The organism is Nocardiopsis sp. iso_40 (assembly GCF_056173285.1).
Genome location: NZ_CM149666.1, coordinates 1,019,678 through 1,034,161, shown reverse-complemented (window position 1 = coordinate 1,034,161; position 14,484 = coordinate 1,019,678). Strand labels below are relative to the sequence as shown.

12 protein-coding genes are annotated in these 14,484 nt (G+C 71.8%); 4 read left to right on the top strand and 8 right to left on the bottom strand.

Annotated features, from left to right (window positions below):
* Positions 1 to 31: 31 nt before the first annotated feature.
* The 4 genes from AC0VYD_RS04545 to AC0VYD_RS04530 all read right to left on the bottom strand — a co-directional run bounded on the left by AC0VYD_RS04545 (position 32) and on the right by AC0VYD_RS04530 (position 4,150).
* Positions 32 to 460 carry a (deoxy)nucleoside triphosphate pyrophosphohydrolase gene (locus tag AC0VYD_RS04545; RefSeq protein WP_475478732.1) on the bottom strand — a complete coding sequence of 143 codons (429 nt, stop codon included), beginning with the start codon at positions 458 to 460 and terminating at the stop codon, positions 32 to 34.
* A 54-nt stretch (positions 461 to 514) separates the two neighbouring features.
* The gene (gene recD2 / locus AC0VYD_RS04540; RefSeq protein WP_475478731.1) at positions 515 to 2,767 is read right to left on the bottom strand and encodes an SF1B family DNA helicase RecD2; all 2,253 of its coding nucleotides are present in this window, start codon (positions 2,765 to 2,767) and stop codon (positions 515 to 517) included.
* A gap of 19 nt (positions 2,768 to 2,786) precedes the next feature.
* Positions 2,787 to 3,188, bottom strand: a complete 402-nt coding sequence (locus AC0VYD_RS04535) for an MmcQ/YjbR family DNA-binding protein (protein ID WP_475478730.1) — start codon at positions 3,186 to 3,188, stop codon at positions 2,787 to 2,789.
* Positions 3,189 to 3,289: 101 nt separating this feature from the next.
* Positions 3,290 to 4,150, bottom strand: a complete 861-nt coding sequence (locus AC0VYD_RS04530; RefSeq protein WP_475478729.1) for a hypothetical protein — start codon at positions 4,148 to 4,150, stop codon at positions 3,290 to 3,292.
* A 167-nt stretch (positions 4,151 to 4,317) separates the two neighbouring features.
* Between AC0VYD_RS04530 and AC0VYD_RS04525 the strand changes: the two genes are divergently transcribed.
* A complete protein-coding gene (locus AC0VYD_RS04525) occupies positions 4,318 to 5,418 on the top strand; it encodes a serine/threonine-protein kinase (RefSeq protein ID WP_475478728.1) in 1,101 nt (366 codons plus the stop codon).
* On the opposite strand, the gene AC0VYD_RS04520 is transcribed toward AC0VYD_RS04525, so the two are convergent.
* Positions 5,403 to 5,891, bottom strand: coding sequence for a hypothetical protein (locus AC0VYD_RS04520; protein WP_475478727.1), 489 nt, complete (start codon positions 5,889 to 5,891; stop codon positions 5,403 to 5,405). The genes AC0VYD_RS04525 and AC0VYD_RS04520 overlap by 16 nt on opposite strands.
* Before the next feature lie 383 nt (positions 5,892 to 6,274).
* Between AC0VYD_RS04520 and AC0VYD_RS04515 the strand changes: the two genes are divergently transcribed.
* Positions 6,275 to 8,383: a bifunctional metallophosphatase/5'-nucleotidase gene (locus AC0VYD_RS04515; protein ID WP_475478726.1), complete on the top strand. Its 2,109-nt coding sequence runs from the start codon at positions 6,275 to 6,277 to the stop codon at positions 8,381 to 8,383.
* A 98-nt stretch (positions 8,384 to 8,481) separates the two neighbouring features.
* On the opposite strand, the gene AC0VYD_RS04510 is transcribed toward AC0VYD_RS04515, so the two are convergent.
* Positions 8,482 to 9,045: a hypothetical protein gene (locus AC0VYD_RS04510; RefSeq protein WP_475478725.1), complete on the bottom strand. Its 564-nt coding sequence runs from the start codon at positions 9,043 to 9,045 to the stop codon at positions 8,482 to 8,484.
* A gap of 167 nt (positions 9,046 to 9,212) precedes the next feature.
* The gene (locus tag AC0VYD_RS04505; protein ID WP_475478724.1) at positions 9,213 to 9,929 is read right to left on the bottom strand and encodes a hypothetical protein; all 717 of its coding nucleotides are present in this window, start codon (positions 9,927 to 9,929) and stop codon (positions 9,213 to 9,215) included.
* Between the two features lie 218 nt (positions 9,930 to 10,147).
* On the opposite strand from AC0VYD_RS04505, the gene AC0VYD_RS04500 reads away from it, so the two are divergent.
* Complete coding sequence (locus AC0VYD_RS04500; RefSeq protein ID WP_017570862.1) at positions 10,148 to 10,816, top strand: response regulator transcription factor; 669 nt, start codon at positions 10,148 to 10,150, stop codon at positions 10,814 to 10,816.
* Positions 10,817 to 10,880: 64 nt separating this feature from the next.
* On the top strand, positions 10,881 to 12,167 hold the full coding sequence (locus tag AC0VYD_RS04495) for a sensor histidine kinase (protein ID WP_475478723.1): 1,287 nt from the start codon (positions 10,881 to 10,883) through the stop codon (positions 12,165 to 12,167).
* Positions 12,168 to 12,189: 22 nt separating this feature from the next.
* Here the strand turns inward: AC0VYD_RS04495 and AC0VYD_RS04490 are convergent, their stop codons facing one another.
* Positions 12,190 to 14,382, bottom strand: a complete 2,193-nt coding sequence (locus AC0VYD_RS04490; RefSeq protein WP_475480179.1) for a glycosyltransferase — start codon at positions 14,380 to 14,382, stop codon at positions 12,190 to 12,192.
* Positions 14,383 to 14,484 lie beyond the last annotated feature (102 nt).

The window sequence follows — 14,484 nt, the reverse complement described above, 5'->3', positions numbered from 1 at the left end:
GCAGGGCGTCGCACGTCTCCCGAAAGCCGCCTCAGACGGGGCTCTCCTGTGCTCGGAGCAGCGGGGTGAGCGGCCCCAGGAAGGGGACGTCGGCGGGCATCCAGTCGAGTCCGTGCAGGCCACCGGAGGCGACCCAGCGGAGTGCCAGGTGTTCCAGGGCCTGCGGTTCCCCGACCCGGAGGTCGGCCCGCAGCAGCCGCAGGACGGCCGGACGGGAGTGCCGTTCGGCCAGTTCGGGCAGGGGGACGTCGTCCCCGACCCGTTCGAGGGGTCGGACGGTCACGCCCAGTTCCTCCCGGCACTCCCGGACGAGCGCCTCGGCGGGACTCTCCCCGGGTTCGGCCTTGCCGCCGGGGAACTCCCACCGTCCGCGTACGGCCCGGGGTTCGGCGCGTTGGGCGGCGAGGACGTGTCCGTCCCGGATGATGGCCGCGCCCACCACGATCAGTGTCTGTCGCACGAGACACCAGCCTAGGGGCTGCGGGGGGAACCGCGGGCCAGCGGTTCCGGACCATCAGCCGAACGGTCGGCCCTCCTCCGCGGGGGCGCGGCGCAGCCGGTGGGCGAGAGCGGTGTGCCTGCGCCCCGAGGAGGCGTTGCGGACCGCCTGGGCCAGCGCCCGGCGGGAGCCGACCAGGACCACCAGCTTCCTGGCCCTGGTGATGGCGGTGTAGAGCAGGTTGCGCTGCAGCATCATCCAGGCGGACGTGGTGACGGGGACGACCACGGCCGGGTACTCGCTGCCCTGGGAGCGGTGCACGGTGATGGCGTAGGCGTGGGTGAGCTCGTCGAGTTCGGCGAAGTCGTAGCTGATCTCCTCATCCTCGTCGGTGCGCACCGACACCTCCTGGGCGAGAGGATCGATACCGGTGACCACCCCGAGGGTGCCGTTGAAGACCCCGTTCTCCCCCTTCTCGTAGTTGTTGCGGATCTGGGTGACCTTGTCGCCGACCCGGAAGACCCGGCCGCCGAACCGGCGCTCCGGCACCCGTTCCCCGGGCGGGGTCACCGCCGCCTGGAGTTCCGAGTTGAGGTTGGCGGCCCCGGCCGGTCCGCCCTTCATCGGGGTGAGGACCTGGACGTCGCGGCGCGGGTCGAGGCCGAAGCGGCGGGGGATGCGCCGGGCGACCACGTCGACGGTCATCGCCGCGGCGTCCTCGGTCTCCTCACAGGGGAAGAGGAAGAAGTCGGACATCCCCTGGAACCGGGGCGGCTCCCCCTGGTTGACGCGGTGCGCGTTGGTGACCACGCCGGACTGCTGGGCCTGGCGGAACACGTGGGTCAGACGCACGTTGGGGACCGGGGAGTCCTCGTCCAGCAGGTCGCGCAGGACCTGTCCGGCGCCCACGGACGGCAGTTGGTCGACGTCGCCGACGAACAGCAGGTGCGCCCCGGGCGGAACCGCCTTGACCAGCTTGTTGGCCAGGATCAGGTCGAGCATGGACGCCTCGTCGACCACCAGGAGGTCGCAGTCGAGCGGGTTGTCCCGGTCGTGTGAGGCCTCGCCGCCGGGCCGCAGGGCGAGGAGCCGGTGCACGGTGGATGCCTCGAAGCCGGTGAGCTCGGTGAGGCGTTTGGCCGCGCGCCCGGTCGGGGCGGCCAGGATGATCTTCGCGTCCTTGACCATGGCCATGGTGACGATGGAGGCGACCGTGAAGGACTTGCCGCAGCCGGGACCCCCGGTGAGCACGCAGACCTTCCGGGAGAGGGCCTCACGGACCGCGAGCCGCTGGGCCTCGGCGAGCGAGGAGCCGGTACGCCGGTCGAGCCACTCCAGGGCCGCGGGCCAGTCGACGTCGGCGAAGGCGGGCATGCGTTCCTCGGGCGTGCGGAGCAGGGCGCGCAGCCCGGAGGCCAGCCCCGTCTCGGCCCGGTGGAAGGGCAGCAGGTAGACGGCGCGGACCGGTTCCCCCTCGGGCCCCGGAACGGTCTCGCGGACGATGCCCTCGGCGGCCACGAGTTCGGCCACGCACTCGATGACCAGGCCCGCCTCCACCTGGAGGATCTTCACGGCGGCGGAGATGAGCCGTTCCTCGGGCAGGTAGCAGTGCCCGTCGTTGCCGGACTCGGAGAGGGTGAACTGGATCCCCGCCATGACCCGCTGGGGACTGTCGTGGGGGATGCCGACCGCCTGGGCGATGGTGTCGGCGGTCTTGAAGCCGATCCCCCACACGTCCGAGGCCAGCCGGTAGGGCTCCTTCTGGACCACCTCGACGGAGGCGTCGCCGTACTTCTTGTAGATGCGCACCGCCAGGGAGGTGGTGACCTGGACGCCCTGGAGGAAGACCATGACCTCCTTGATGGCCTTCTGCTCCTCCCACGCGGCGGCGATGAGCGCGGTGCGCTTGGGGCCCAGCCCGGGGACCTCGATGAGGCGTTCGGGCTCCTCCTCAATGACGTCGAGGGCGTCGGTGCCGAAGTGCCCGACGATCCGCTCGGCCATCTTCGGCCCGATCCCCTTGATCAGCCCGGAGCCGAGGTAGCGGCGGATGCCCTGGACCGTGGCGGGCAGCACGGTGGTGTAGTCGTCCACGTGGAACTGGCGGCCGTACTGGGGGTGCGAGCCCCAGCGGCCGCGCAGGCGCAGCGCCTCGCCCGGCTGGACCCCCAGCAGGGAGCCGACGACGGTGAGCAGGTCGTTGCCGCCGCGCCCGGTGTCCACCTTGGCGACGGTGTAGCCGGTCTCCTCGTTGGCGTAGGTGATCCGCTCCAGGACCCCCTGGACCACCGCCGACCGGGGAGCGGCGGGATCGGGTGCGGCTGGCACTGTGTACCTTCGTCCTCTCTCAGCTCCGGGCGCCGGTCTCGGGGGCCTCGTCCCCCAGGACCGCCAGCACCCGGTCCCGGTCCGCCCGGCGCAGGCTGCGGGCGACCAGGACGTAGGAGTGCCCGAGCATCTCCACGAGTTCGTCGTCGGGCACGGTGCCGTCCAGCAGCACCGAGTTCCAGTGTCGCTTGTTCATGTGCCATCCGGGGGTGACGGCCGGGTACCGTCCGCGCAGCTCCAGGGCGAGTTCGGGGTCGCACTTGAGGTTCACCGTGGCGGGCTCCCCGTCGGATCCCCCGGTGAGCAGGGCGAACATCTTCTGTCGCGCCACCTTGTACACGAGGGGCCCCGGGCCGAAGGGCTCGCTCTCCTCGGACTCGGGGAACCACAGTGCCGCGTCGATGAACTGTTCCGGTGTCACGTTCTTCTCCCCCTGTCGCCGTCCCCTCCGAGACTGCCAGAGGGCACCGACCTTCGGCAGCACGTCCACCGACCTGTGGACGGCCCTCCCGCGCGGGCCCCTCAGGCCGGCGCCGCCTCCAGCTCCCGGACCCGCTCCTCGGCACGGGCCAGATCGGCCAGCAGGTGGATGAGGCCCAGAACGTGCTCGTCCGGGTCGGTCAGCCCCTCGAGCTCGGCCCGGCGGAGGCTGTACCCGGCCAGCTCCCGGGCCAGCTCCCACTCCTGTCCGGCCAGCGCCGCCGGGTCCGCGGCGCCGTCGACCACCCGCTGGACCCGCAGCAGGAGCCCGCGGGCGACCGGGTCGAGCGCGGCTGGGGCGAGGCAGCGCTTCGCGTGCCTGCGCAGGACCTCGCCGGGGGCGCGGGCCTGCCTGGCGCGCCGGTAACGGTGGATCGCGCCCACGGCCGCCCACTCCATGACGAGTATGAGCACGATCAGGGTGATGGCCAGGGGCAGGCCGAACACGTCCAGATACCAGTCGACGAGGAAGGCGCCCGCGGGCGGCAGGAGGAGACCGGCGCCGACGGCGTACCTGACCGGGGCGGGCAGCGGTTCACCGCGCCGGAACGCCCGGGCTCCCGCCCGCAGCCGTGCCTCCGCCTCCCGTACCCGGGCCAGTTCCTCCGGGGTCAGCTCGGGTGAGCAGGTGAGCCTCCCGCCCTCCGTTTCCCGGTCCGCGGAACCGGGAGCGGAGGCGGTGGCCAACCGGTGGAGTTCCAGACCGTGCCCGGTGAGTATGAAGTCGCCGTTCCCGTCGTGTGCGGCCGCCCCCTCCCGGATCAGCATCTCGCGGGCCGAGGGGTCGGCCTCGTACGGGGCCAGCCGCCCCTCGTCGCCGGGCAGGGGGAAGGCGCCGAGCACCGCCTGCAGTAGCCAGGGGGTCAGCTGAACGATGTGGCCGTCGGGGAACGTGAGCTTCATGGGGGTCCTCGTTGTCGATTTCGACAGGGACTTCCTACCACTCCACCGTCCGGCCCCGGAATCGAACGGGCCCGGAGAAGGCGGACACCGGTACGGAAGAGGAGTGAACGGGGAGAATCCGGGGATAGGACCCGGCAGACCCCTCCCCACGGCCGGTTGGAGTACCCATGAAGGCGCGCGGTGTACGCAGACTCGCCCCGCTCGAACCGGGGGACCCCCGCGAGATCGGCGGGCACCGGATGCGGGGGCGTGTGGGTTCGGGCGGCATGGGCACGGTCTACGCCGCCGACTCCCCCGGGGTGAACGGCTACCTCGCGGTGAAGGTCGTCCACCCGGAACAGGCCCGCGACCAGCGGTTCCGGGAGCGGTTCGCGCACGAGGCCCGACTGCTGTCGAGGGTCAACAGCCCGGCGGTGGCGCGGTTCGTCAGCGCCGACGTGGGAGCCGAACCGCCGTGGATGATCACCGAGTACGTACCGGGCCCCACCTTGCGGCACCACGTGGAGAGGTTCGGGCGGCTGCGCGGCGGCATGCTCCTCGGGGTGGCCGTCGGGGTGGCCGAGGCCCTGCGCGCGATCCACTCGGCGGGGGTCGTGCACCGCGACCTCAAACCGAGCAACGTGGTGCTGTCCGGGCAGGGCCCCAAACTGCTGGACTTCGGGATCGCGCACCCCGTCGAGGACCCCGACCCCACGAAGTGGATCCGGCTGCGCCGGATGCGGCGGGCCTACCGGGACCTCAGACTGCCCTCGCCGGAGGCCCTGGCCGACGAGCGCCCCGCCCGGCAGCGCGACAACCTGGGCACCCCCGGGTGGATGAGCCCCGAGCAGTACCAGCACCAGCCCACGACGCAGCGGTCCGACGTGTTCCTGTGGGGGGCGACGGTCGCCTTCGCCTCGGTGGCGCACGACCCGTTCGGGAGGGCGGCGCCGAAGGAGATGGCCCGCAGGGTCATGTTCGAGGAACCGGACCTGCAGCACCTGCCGCGCGGGCTGGAGAGGCTGGTGGTGGCGGCCATGAGCAAGGACCCCGGGGACCGGCCCGACTCCGGGGAACTACTCCGTGCCGCCCTGGCCCTGGAGGGCCCCGGGGGCGGGGTGCGGGCGCCCTCCGGCACGGACGGCGGGGCAGCAGCCGGGACCGGCGCCGGGGCGGTGCGCGGCCTGCTGGACCGCCAGTGGACCGGGGTCGCGGTGCGGGCGCCGCTGCCGCCGCGGGAGGGCGGTCTCTTCGGCCGCGCGGGCGGAGCGGTTCAGAGCAGCCCGTAGTAGGCGCGGCTCTCCTTGGCCCACATGAAGCCGATCATGGTGACGGCGAAACCGAGCGGCACGATCGAGAGCACGTCTCCGGCGAGCAGGCTCCACAGCAGGATGAGCCCCGCCAGGCCCTGGAACAGCACGACGCCCCAGAAGACCCCCACGGTGCGGTTGCGCAGCCGACTGGCGAGGAAGGCGGACAGGGCCCCGTACGCCCCGGTCACCAGCGCCATGACGACCATGAGGGAACGCATCAGGTCGGCGTCCATGGACCAGGCCACGCCCTGCTCCGCGGCGAGGGCGGCCTGTTCGTCCAGGGCCTCGTTCATCGCCTCGGTCGGTGCGGCCAGGCCCGTCACGCAGAGCAGGGCGAGCAGGATCCCGCAGACACCGCCGATGAACATCAGGGTGCGGACCGTGGACACCCGCCCGGGCATCGGCGCGTCGGGGCGGAGCGCCTCCAGGTGGGGTTCGATGCCGGGCATCCCCCGCTGTGAGGGGATCCCGCCCTGTCCCGCGTCGGGGTCATACGGGTCCTGGCCAGAGGGAAACACGGACGTCCTCCGAGGGGAATCGAGCCGACGGTTCCCTCCATGGTAGGGCGTGCGGTCGTGGCGGCGCGGGCCCGGAACACCATACGTCGGGAGTGAGGCCCGAAAAAGATCACACCGCGCAACCGGAGATCTCCCAGGGTGACGCCGGACGACACGCCGGAGGCAGGGAACCTTCGAGCGCACAGGAGATTCTGCGAATCGTAACCCTGCGGCCCGTGCCCCAGCACCCGTCCCCCTCTAGGGTGAACGAACTCCGCCCCCACCCTCCCCAGGGCGGCTTTCCCGCACGATCCCCCAAAGGAGTCACAGCAGACATGTCCAGACTCGTGCGCGCATCCGGCGCACTGCTCCTGACGGGCGCTCTGGTGGTGCCCTTCGCCCCGGCGGCCGGCGCGTCCGCGCCCATGGACACCCCCGGCGACGCGGCCTTCACCCTCACGGTCCTGCACGGGAACGACCCCGAGTCAGCCCTCCTGCACGCTTCCGGCGAACCGGACTTCGGCGGGGCCGCGCGCTACACGACGCTGCTCCACCAGCTCCGGGACAGCGAGAACGCCGGCACCGGCGCGGGGGCCGACGAGGCCGAGGACCGCGGCGTGGTCACCGTCAACTCCGGCGACCTGTACCTTCCCGGACCCGAGTTCGCCGCCTCCCAGGAGGAGGGCGCCCCCTTCTACGACGCGGTCGCCGCCTCCCACGCCGGGTACGACGCGGTCGCCATGGGCAACCACGAGTTCGACTTCGGCCCCGACCTGTACGCCGAGTTCATCGGTGAGCTCGGCGAGGACACCACGGTGGTCGCCGCGAACGTGGACGTGTCCGGCGAACCGGCACTGGCCGCGCACGAGGCCTCGGGCCGGATCGCCCCCAGTACCGTCGTCCGGGTGCAGGACGAGCAGGTCGGCGTCGTCGGAGCGCTCTACCCACAGCTCTCCTCCATCTCCAGCCCGCGCGACGTGGTGGTGAACGAGGTCGTCGGCCCGGTCCAGGCCGAGGTCGACCGGCTGACCGAGGAGGGCGTCGACAAGATCATCCTCATCTCCCACCTGCAGAACATCACCTACGAGGAGCGGGTCGCCCAGGAGCTGACCGGCGTCGACGCCGTGGTCTCCGGCGGCGGCCACGAGGTGATGGCGGACGAGGACGAGGCCCTGGTCCCCGGCGACGAGGTCACCGTCCACCCGGACACCGGCGACCCCCTCTCCTACCCGCTGCTCACCGAGGACGCGGGGGGCGACGAGGTCCCGATCGTGACCGCGGGCTCCGACTACAAGTACGTCGGCCGCCTGGTGATCAACTTCGACGCCGAGGGCGGCCTGGTCTCCGTCAGCGACCGTTCCGGACCGGTCGTGGTCGACGACTCCGTCGAGCCGCACCCCGAGGTCGACGCCCAGGTGACCAAGCCGGTGGCCGACCACGTCGCAGCGCTCTCCGAGACCGAGGTTGCGCAGAGCGAGGTGGCCCTGGACGGGACCCGGGACCCGGGCGTGCGCACCCAGGAGACCAACCTGGGCAACCTGATGGCGGACTCGCTGCTGGACACCGGTGTGCGCAACGCCGAGGAGTACGGCGTCCCCGAGCCGCAGATCGGCATCCAGAACGGCGGCGGCATCCGCAACTCCTCGGTGATCCCGGCAGGTCCGGTGACCGCGCTCGACACCTACTCGATCGCCGCCTTCGCCAACCAGGTCGCGGTGGTCCCGGAGATCCCCCGGACGCAGGTCAAGGAGCTGTTGGAGCACGGAGTCTCCGCGGCGCCCGCCGCCGACGGCCGGTTCATGCAGGTCGCCGGGGTGAACTTCGCCTACGACCCCGACGGCACCGCCCAGGAGGTCGACGGCGACGGGGAGGTGCGCACCCCCGGTGAGCGCGTGCGCAGCGCGGTCCTGCACGACGGCACGGTGCTCGTCGAGGACGGCGAGGTCGTGGACGGTCCGGGCATCACGATCGCGACCATCGACTTCTCCGCCTCCGGCGGCGACATGTACCCCTTCCGCGGCGCCGACTTCACCGTGGTGGGCTCGACCTACCAGGGCGCCCTGGAGCGCTACCTCACCGAGACCCTCGACGGTACCGTGACCGCGGCGGACTACCCCGAGGGCGGTTCCGGCCGCATCGTGGTCGGCGAGCAGGCGACCGAGCCCCCCGGTGACGGGAACGGTTGGCCCACGGACCCGCCGGAGTCGCCGGAGCCGACGGACGGCCCCACCGACGGCCCCACCGACGGACCGACCGACCCCGACGAGCACAAGCCCGGTCGTCCCGACGACGAGGACGGCGACAAGGGTTCCCTGCCGGTGACCGGCAGCGCCCTGACCGGTCTGGTCCTGGTCGCCGCGATCGCCGTTGCCGCCGGTGGCAGCGCCATCTACCTGAGCCGTAGGCGCAGGACGGCGGCGGACACCGGGGAGGGTGACGCCTGATCCGGCCGTCCGGTCACCGGTAGGTCCGGGACGGGACGACGAACGCGGGCCCGTCCGAGCAGCCGCTCGGGCGGGCCCGCGCCGTGTCCGGGGACGCCTCAGCAGCGGGGGAGGCCCTCGATCGGCTGCCAGGGCTCGTTGTCCCGGAAGGCCGTGGCGCTGACGAAGACGTCCCGGTTGCCGGTGTCGTCGTCGGTCAGCGCCCACCAGGTCGAGTAGCCCTCGCCGTCGGTGTGCGGCTCGCCCTCGACCTGGCAGAAGAAGTAGTGCCGCCCCGCCCACAGCCAACCGCTCGTGGGGTAGCGGCTCCCCTGTGACCAGTAGGTCCGGGCGTCGCGCCAGGTGGAGTAGTAGTGGCGGTGGGAGAGGGTCTGGGACCGGGCGTTCGGGCCGGCGGGGGCCGCCCCTTCCGCCTCCCGTGCCCCGGCCGCACCGGACTCGACCGCACCGGACTCGACGGCGCCGGGGTCGGCGCCCTCCGCTGCGGCCGGTGCCGCGAAGGCGACCGGAAGCACCAGGGCCAGGGCGAGGGCGGTCAGCAGGCCCGGACCGCGCCCGCCACGCGCTCCGGACCCTCCCGCCCGTCCCGTGCCCCGGCGGGCCCGCGGTTCCGCTCGCCTTACCGTCGTCATGCCTTCCGCCGTACTGATGCTGCGCGCCATCGCTGCTCCTCGCGTGCCCCGCCCGGACCGGCTCAGGTGTCCGAGATGAGTGGACAGGTCCGGTGAGGGTCCGGGTCCCGGGGCCCGCCAACCGTCACCAACACCCCATTATTACCCATTGTGATCAATTGGGCACGCATCGACCCGGGGTGTGGCGGGAGCGGGCGTCAGCACCCGGCGAACTCCTCGGTGGCGTCGGCCATGTCGTCCCGTGCGGACTGCTCCATGCTGCCGCCCTCGAACCAGATGAACACGATGTGGCAGGCGTTCTGCGCGTCGACCATGTCGTTGTCGTCCTCCGCGATCTGGGCCGTCAGGCCCGTGATGACGACCGAGGCCACCAGGACGTCCTCGAAGGCGATGACCCGGACGAGGTCGGTGTCCACGGCGCTCGTGCAGACGAAGGCGGCCTCCTCGTCCCCGCACAGTTCACCGGTGATGTCGACGCCCGCCCGGAGCTCGTAGTCCCCGCTCAGCTCCGCGACCACGTCCTCGGCCGAGACCTTCTCCGGCGGCCCCTCCTCGGGAGGCCCACTCGGCTCCCCGGTGGGCTCCGGAGGCGGGAGGGGGGTCCGGGTCGGGCTCGGGGACTCCTCCGGCGGGGGCGCGGCCGACGGGGAGGCGGAGGGCTCTGCGGCCCCCTCACTCCGGCCGGCCGCGATCCGCTCGGTGAGCGCCCCGGTGAGCGCGAGTCCGCCGCCGAGGAAGGACGCCCCGGCCAGCACCGCGATCACGGAGAGCACCGCGAGCAGCCCGGTCCCGTACCTGCCCGAAGGCGGAGGGGCCGGGGGTCCGGCGGGCGGGTGGTTCTGGGGCGGCCCCGGCGGAGAACCCTGCGGCGGGAGTCCGAATTCTCCTCCGCCGGGCGGCGGGTTGGGGTTCACGTGGGGGGCTCCTCCGTGTCCGGGAAACGTCTCTCGGGGCGCATGGGAACACCCTCTCGATCCAGCTTCCCAGTTTCACCAAGAACGCGCAAAGAAAAGGCCCATGGTGGACAATTGTACTATTTGACCGATATGTGATTAGCGTATTTTCGGCCAACCTTGGGGCATCCGGCGCGCATAATAGGGAAATGCGCCACCCTGGACCTACGATCGGCTCCATGACCTGCGTTTTGCTGGCCGAAGACGATGTCTCGATCTCCGAGCCTCTCGCGCGCGCACTCCGACGCGAGGGTTACACGGTAGACGTGACCGTCAACGGCATTGAGACACTCGACCGCGCCCGTGCGGGAGACATCGACCTCATGGTCCTGGATCTCGGGCTACCCGAAATGGACGGCCTCGAGGTGGCACGTCGGCTCCGCGCCGAGGGTCACGGAACGCCGATCCTCATCCTGACAGCCCGCGCGGACGAGGTCGACACCGTCGTCGGCCTCGACGCCGGAGCCGACGACTACGTGACCAAACCCTTCAGACTCGCCGAACTCCTGGCCCGTGTCCGCGCGCTCCTGCGCCGGGGCGGGGCCGAGGTCCCGGTGGTCCACGGGGTCCGGATCGACAACGACTCGCGCCGCGCCTGGCTGGGCGAACGCGAACTGCAACTAACCACCAAGGAGTTCGACCTGCTGCGCGTACTCGTACGCGATGCTGGCAAGGTGGTCACCAGGGAACAGATCATGCGGGAGGTGTGGGACACCAACTGGTGGGGATCGACCAAGACCCTGGACATGCACATCTCCTGGCTGCGCCGCAAACTCGGTGACGACGCCAACCAGCCGTCGTACATCACGACCGTCCGGGGTGTGGGTTTCCGGTTCGAACGAGACTGACCCGGCCTCGGGTTCGACACACTTGCCGGTCGACCGCCCCGGGGTCGGACGGACGTGAGGTGACATGCGCAGGCGGATGGTTTTCTCCACCCTGGTGGTGACCGTCATAGCCGTCATGCTGCTCGGCCTGCCCCTGGGTGCGCTCACCTACAAGCTGGTGCACGACGAGAGCAGCAGGCAGCTTGAGAGCGAGGCCGAGCTGATCGGGGCCGAGAGCGACAACATGCTCGGGCTCCGCGGCGAACTGGACCCGACGCGGTTCAGCCGGGAGCACCCGGACCGGTTCATCCGGATCACACCCGCGGACGCGCCCACGGCCGTGACCGCGGGCGACCCGTCGTTGAACCCGGAGGCCGCGGACTCTCCGCACCTGATCAAAGCCACCGTCACCACCAGTCGCGAGACCCGGGTCGAGGTGTGGGCCAGCAGCGAGGACGTGCAGGAGAGCGTGGTCCGGGCCTGGCTCGGGATCGCCTCCCTGTCCCTGCTGGCCATCGGGGTCGCCGTGGGCCTGTCCATGTTCCAGGCCCGCAGGCTCACCCTGCCCCTGGTCGACCTGGCCGCCACCGCCGAACGGCTCGGCTCCGGGGTGACCACGCCGTGGGGCCACCGCTACGGCATCCCGGAGGCCGACCGCGTCGCCGAGGTGCTCGACCGCAGCGCCGAACGCATCGCCGGGCTCATCGCCACCGAACGCCACTTCGCCACCGACGCCTCACACCAACTGCGCACCCCGCTGACCGCTCTGACCATGCGGTTGGAGGAGATCATCGCCGAGTCGGACAACCCCGAGGTGGTCCGGGAGGAGGGGGAAGCGGCCCTCGCCCAGACCGAACGGCTCGTGGAAACCGTCGAAAGCCTGCTCGGCCGCGCCCGCAAGAGCCAGAACCCCGAGGTCGAACCGGTGGAACTCGACCCCGTCCTCAACCACCTGCAGGCCGAATGGTCGCCCGTCCTCCAACAGGAGCAGCGCAGGCTCCTAGTCACCGGGGACCCCGGGCTGACCGCCATGACCGTCCCCACCGACCTCGCCCAGATCCTGGCGACCCTGGTGGAGAACGCCTACAAACACGGCGCGGGGACGGTGACCATCCGCCGCCTCGACACCGGCCAGTCCGTCCGCGTGGAGGTCAGCGACGAGGGCGAGGGGGTCCCCGACCACCTGTCCGGAAGGATCTTCGAGCGCGAGGTGAGCGGAGGCGGCGGCACCGGCCTCGGCCTGGCCCTGGCCCGTCACATCGCCGAGTCCGAGGGGGCCCGCGTCGAACTGGTGCAGACCAGGCCGACCACCTTCGCGCTCTTCCTGCCCGCCGGAGCCGGCGGGCTGTCGAAGATGACCGGCCCCGTCTGAAGTAGGGCCGCCCGGGGCCCGGTCAGTTCCCCGTGCCCGCGTGGGCGGCCGAGTCCAGCGGTTTCGGAACCTCACCGCGGACCACCAGGTCGCTCCAGAGGGAGCGCACCCTCTCCAGGGCGTACACCGAGTTCACCTCCGCGCGGGCGCGCTCGCTCTCCTCGCCGAACCGGCCCTCGGAGACCGTCGCGTGGATGGCCTCGGCCATCGCCACCGGGTCGTCGTGGATCCAGTGCGGATCGTAGATGGTGTCCGCTCCCGGCCAGGGCAGCAGCGCGGGGACGCCACCGGAGGCCGCGCACTCGGCGGGCGCCAGGTGGAAGGACTCGTCGTCGCTGGTGGAGAGTACGAACCCCACTCTGCGCAACCAGGTCGCCACGTCCGGGCCGAAGGGGTCGAAGACCACCCCCGACGCGAGCGTGCCGTCACGCTGGATCCGGCGGTAGACGCGCTCGAAGTAGGTGCGCTCCTCCGGCCGGTTCCAGATCCACCAGTACTCCCACGGCTGTTTGGTCTTGACCGAGAGCGTGTAGCGGGGGTCCATGCGGCGCAGCTCCGCGAGAACGTCCAGCCCCCGGTCCAGGCGCTTGCGTGAGGGCGCGATCCCGATCATGCCGAGCGAGTACTCGGCCCCGGCGAGTTTGGGCCGGTCGAGCTGGCGGTCGTCCACCCAGTTGGGCAGGACGACGACCTTGTCGGCGGGCCAGCCGGTGAGCTCCCGGGTGAGGTCGGCGTAGTGCGGGCTCACGCACACCACCGCGTCCACCTTCCCGACGTCCAGGCGGCGCGGCCACTCCGCGTACAGCTCGAAGCGGTGCAGGCGGACGATCAACCGCTGGTCGGGGCGCTTCCACTTGGCGTAGAACAGGGCGTTGGGCCCGCACCACTCGCAGATGACGACGTCGGCCCAGGCGGCGAGCTCCCGTGAACGGTACTGGTCGTGGGTGCTCAGCCCCTCCCACTCGTCGATGCGAACGTCGAGCCCCGGCAGCGAGTCCAGGTACTCCGCGAGGCGGGTGAAGAACTTCAGGTCGTGACCGGCGATGACGACCTTGAGCGGCAGTTCGGGGTCGGCCCCCCGCGGGGCGGACGGGAGGGCCTCGGCCAGGTAGCCGCGCAACCTCTCGGCGGCCCGTTCCAGGGTGTGCTCGGCCGCCGCCGCCCGGCAGCGCTCGGCGGCCTCCGCGTACACGGCGCGGTCGTGGTAGGCGCGGGCGACCACCGCGGCCACCGAGGAGGCGTCCTCACCGGCGAAGAGCGGGTAGTCCCTGCCGAGCAGGGTCTCGTGCATCGGGGTGCGGTTGAGCACCACCGGCAGGCCCAGCGCCCCCAGCTCCAGGACCTTGGTGGACAGTTCGAGGCTGGCGTCCATGGACGGGTCCCGCCACGAGATCCCGAAGTCGCAGGTGGCGGATTCGCGAAGCGCGTCGGCCCGCGCCATGCCGCCGCGCCAGTCCACGTGCGGCGTGCTCTCCAGCGCCCTGCGCATGCGCTTGGCCCAGTCGGCGGGCTCCGCGTGGATCTTGTCGCCGATCATCACCAGTTCGGAATCCACCCCCAGGCGGGCGAGCTCCTCGGGGAGCCCGGTCATCTCCAGGGTGTTCCAGGCGGGTGCGAACTTGCCCGTGTAGGCCAGCCGGGTACGGGCGTGCGCCTCGCCGTCCGCGGCCACCCCCGGGGGGACCACCGCGACCGGCGGGAAGAGCACCGAACGACTGCAGGCGGCGGGCACCGTCGACTCCAGGAACGCCCGCAGCTCCTCGGTCTGGCAGAGGACGAAACGCGAGGCGAGCGCGATCTCGGTGAGCTCCGCGGTGGCCGTCGCGGTCAGTTCGCCGACGCTGTGCGGAAAGTCGGTGAGGTAGGTCCACAGGCGACCCGTCAGGGCCTCCTCCTGGGCGGCCAGCCCGGCGAGGCGACGGCCCCGCACGACCACCAGGTCGAAGGGTTTGCGGGCGTGCAGCCCGCCCATCAGCTCCACGGCCTGCTCGGGTGTGAGGCCGCGCGGCCCGAGGTCGGGGAGCATGCGGTCCTCATAGGGGCGCACCACCCGGACCCCCGGGGTCTGCGTGAGCGGCGCCGTGAGCCGGTCGGTCCGCACCTGCGCCTTCAACAACAGGGTGACCTCGCATCCGGCCGCGGCCAGGGCCTGCGCCATCGACTGGGCCCAGATGGCCGAGCCGTCGATGATGTTGAGGTCCACGTCCCCGTACAAGAGTGCGCGCGGAGGAGGTGTGCTCACGTTCTTCCCTTCGGATACTGGTGGGCCGCCCGTGCGGGGGCGACCGGAAAGTCAATCAGAACTGCGGCGGTCGGG

Excerpts from the sequence above, each read along its gene's own strand:
- AC0VYD_RS04525 (WP_475478728.1), top strand. The coding sequence starts at position 4,318 with ATGAAGGCGCGCGGTGTACGCAGACTCGCCCCGCTCGAACCGGGGGAC.
- AC0VYD_RS04515 (WP_475478726.1), top strand. The coding sequence starts at position 6,275 with ATGTCCAGACTCGTGCGCGCATCCGGCGCACTGCTCCTGACGGGCGCT.
- AC0VYD_RS04510 (WP_475478725.1), bottom strand. The coding sequence starts at position 9,045 with ATGGCGCGCAGCATCAGTACGGCGGAAGGCATGACGACGGTAAGGCGA.
- AC0VYD_RS04530 (WP_475478729.1), bottom strand. The coding sequence starts at position 4,150 with ATGAAGCTCACGTTCCCCGACGGCCACATCGTTCAGCTGACCCCCTGG.
- AC0VYD_RS04520 (WP_475478727.1), bottom strand. The coding sequence starts at position 5,891 with ATGCCCGGCATCGAACCCCACCTGGAGGCGCTCCGCCCCGACGCGCCG.
- AC0VYD_RS04495 (WP_475478723.1), top strand. The coding sequence starts at position 10,881 with ATGCGCAGGCGGATGGTTTTCTCCACCCTGGTGGTGACCGTCATAGCC.
- AC0VYD_RS04500 (WP_017570862.1), top strand. The coding sequence starts at position 10,148 with ATGACCTGCGTTTTGCTGGCCGAAGACGATGTCTCGATCTCCGAGCCT.